Annotated in this window: 3 protein-coding genes; all 3 read left to right on the forward strand. The window is 43.3% G+C overall.

Annotation, left to right across the window (positions count from 1 at the left end):
• A partial coding sequence (locus tag Q0338_RS10890) for a type I secretion system permease/ATPase (RefSeq protein WP_298086731.1) occupies positions 1–1,715 on the forward strand: 1,715 nt, incomplete at its 5' end.
• 1 nt (position 1,716) lies between these two features.
• Entirely contained in the window at positions 1,717–3,000 is a 1,284-nt protein-coding gene (locus Q0338_RS10895; RefSeq protein ID WP_298057380.1) for an HlyD family type I secretion periplasmic adaptor subunit, read from the forward strand.
• The coding region (locus Q0338_RS10900; RefSeq protein ID WP_298086732.1) for a TolC family protein at positions 2,990–3,405 on the forward strand (416 nt) is incomplete at its 3' end. The genes Q0338_RS10895 and Q0338_RS10900, both read left to right, overlap by 11 nt.

Raw genomic sequence — 3,405 nt, forward strand, 5'->3', positions numbered from 1 at the left:
AGGAGAGTATTAAAAAATCCAAACACGCTATGATATATGCTGGAATTTTCAGCATGTTCATAAACGTTTTGATGCTAACTTCTCCTCTATATATGTTACAACTTTACGGTAGGGTCGTAACGTCAAGGAGCCTTGATACGTTATTTTTCCTTACGCTGATAGTTATATTTTTATATCTATGTATGATGTTTTTCGAAATTTTACGTTCGAGAATTTTGGTAGTTTTTTCAAACCAGATAGATTTAAGGCTGTCCGAGAGAGTGTATGACGCGATCTTTAACCTCTCGGCTAGGCAGCCTGGCAGGGTATCTTCTCAGCCGATGAGAGATCTAAATACCATAAAACAATATCTCAGTACTAACGGCGTATTTGCATTTCTTGACGCGCCGTGGCTACCTTTTTATATATTGATACTGTTTTTCTTCCACCCGTATTTTGGATATTTTAGTATCGCGGCTGCGATCGTTTTGTTTATTTTGGCTCTTTTAAACGAAGGTGCGACTAAAGACGGACTAAAAAGGTCAAATGACGCTTTTGGCGCCGAGACTCGCTTTGTCGATCTAAATTTGAGAAATTCCGAAGTCATCCAAGCTATGGGCATGAACGGAAATTTAAAGAAAATTTGGCATAAAAAGCACAACGAATTTTTAGAAGCCCACTCCGAGTCTAGCGTAAAAGCCGGAATGTATGCAAATATCAGTAAGGTATTTCGCGTCGTTTCCCAGTCGCTTATGCTGGGCCTTGGCGCGTATCTGGTCGTCTTGCAGGAGGTAAATCCGGGCATGATGATCGCGGGCTCTATTATCATGGGTCGCGCGCTAGCTCCGCTTGATATATTGATCTCAAGCTGGAAAAGCTATAAAAACACCAAAGAGAGCTATGCTAGACTTTCACAGTTTTTGGAGGATTTCCCTGCCGACAACGAAAAGCTTAAGCTTCCAGATCCAAAAGGCGATATTTTCCTAGAAACCATAAGCCTAGTACCGCCTCATGGCAAAGCGCCTACTTTGATGGGCATAAATTTCGAGCTTAAAAGCGGAGATATGTGCGCGATTATCGGTCCGAGCGCCGCAGGTAAAAGCTCACTAGCTAGAGCGATGCTGGGAGTATGGCCGGTATTTCACGGCGTAGTGCGCGTGGACGGAGCCGATATCACTCAGTACAACAGCGACCATTTGGGTCAGTTTGTAGGGTATTTGCCGCAAGACGTCGAGCTTTTTGAAGGAAATATCGCGGAAAATATCGCGAGATTTGGCGAACTGGATAGCGAAGCGATCGTACGGGCCGCAAAGCTAGCTAACGTTCATGATATGATATTAAATTTGCCGGACGGTTATGAAACTAAAATAGGCATAGGCGGAGCCAGCCTAAGCGGCGGTCAACGTCAAAGAGTCGCTCTTGCCAGAGCGCTTTATAAGGAGCCCAAAATAATCGTACTGGACGAACCTAACGCTAGCCTAGACGAAGAGGGCGAAAGAGCGCTATTTGCCGCGCTTGCGTCCATGAAGGGCAAGGCGACTATAGTACTAATAACGCACAAACTAAATATCTTAAATTTGGTTGATAAAATCGCCGTTTTAAATGCGGGAAGATTGATGTACTTTGGCGCCAGAGATGCGGTATTGGCTGAGCTCGGCAAGGCAAATGCGCAACAACCGCAGGTTGCAGAACAACAAAAAAGGCATAGTATAAGCCTAGAAGATGCGGAGGGCTAAGATGATACTTAAAAGTGAAAAAGGCACCGTAAATTTTGGGTTGTTCGTTATATTTTTGCTAGTCGGAGTTTTTGGAATTTGGCTCGGTATGGCGCCCCTTAATAGCGCCGCCGTTGCTACTGGTAAAATAGGCGTAGTTAGTAACAAAAAAATCATCCAACACCTTGAGGGTGGCGTCGTAGATAAAATTTTTGTTAAAGACGGAGATATGGTCAAAGAGGGCGATCCGCTCGTCGAGATAAAAAACGTCGCTTTGCAAAGCGAGATGAGCGTAGTTAGAGCAGAATTTTTAAGAACCAGCGTCATAGTTTCTAGATTGGAAGCCCAAAAAGACGATGCGACGGAAGTCAAATTTAGCGACGAAATAAAGCAAATCGAAGGCTATAAAGAAGCTATAGACGGGCAGTTGAGTATATTTAATGCGCAAAAAAAGCTTTTGGATGAAGAAAAATCCATCCTAAAGCAACGCATAAAACAGCTTGAAAATCAAATCAAAGGCGCAAATGCGATAGTAAGCGCCAAACAAGACCGTATAAAATCTTTGAACGAAGAGATTAAAGAGTGGGAGAGGCTATTTAAGGAACAGTTGGCAGACAAAGTCAGGCTACGCGACCTAAATAGAGAAAAAACGGCGGTCGAGGGCGAAATAGCTGCGGGTAAGGCCGAGATAGCAAGACTAAACGTCCAAGTTACCGAGACGCAAGCTCAGATTATATTAAGAGACAGAACCTTTAAAGAGGATGTATTAAAAAAGCTTGAGGACGCCAAAACTCGTCTTGTGGATCTGCAACAGCGTTATAATGCTTTAAAAGATCAATCCGAGCGTACTATCGTAAAATCTCCGGTTGAGGGTAGCGTCGTAGAGCTAGCCTTCCATACTATCGGAGGCGTAATAAGGCCCGGCGAGAGAATAATGAGTATAGTGCCGAATGAGACCGACTATGTCGTAGAGGCTAGACTAAACGTAGTAGATATTGATACGGTGCATGTGGGACAGCTTGCCGATATTAGATTTAGCGCATTTCAGCACAGGCCGAGCTTCGTCATGGAAGGTAAAGTAACGTACGTATCGGCTGATAGTATTCAGGATAATGCAGGTCACTCGTTTTACGATATTAAAGCCGAGCTTACCGAAGAGGGCATGAAAGAGTTTAAAAGAAATGACTTTTTTATAGTTCCGGGAATGCCGGTCGAAGTAATGATCAAAACCGGCGATAGGACGATGCTTGAGTATGTCTTAAAGCCGTTTATAGATATGTTTAAAAGGGCATTTAATGAAGACTAAAATTTTACTTTCGGCCTTGTTGGCTTCAAATTTAGCTTTTGCTCAAAGCGTTAGCCTTTCTCAGGCATACGAAATGGCGCTTGAAAATAACAACGAGCTCAAAATGACCATGTATAATAGTATAGCCTCTCAAGAGAGGCTATCACAAGCTACGGCCATGTTTTTGCCGACCATTAACGCCGAAGCCGCATATGTCGGCGAAAAATACGACAGAATGGACAGGCGAAGAGTATCAAAAATAAACGAAAGCTATAAAAAAGTAGGCGTTAGCCTTAGCCAAAGCGTTTTTAGACCCGCTATCTGGTATCAAAGAAACCAGGAGGAAATCAGAGTAAGAGGCAACGAACTCGTCTATGAAAACGCTAAGCAAGAGCTAGCCAAAAAGGTCGTAGAGGCATATTTTAA

The organism is uncultured Campylobacter sp., assembly GCF_938018145.1.
In the GTDB taxonomy this organism is placed as follows: Bacteria; Campylobacterota; Campylobacteria; order Campylobacterales; family Campylobacteraceae; genus Campylobacter_A.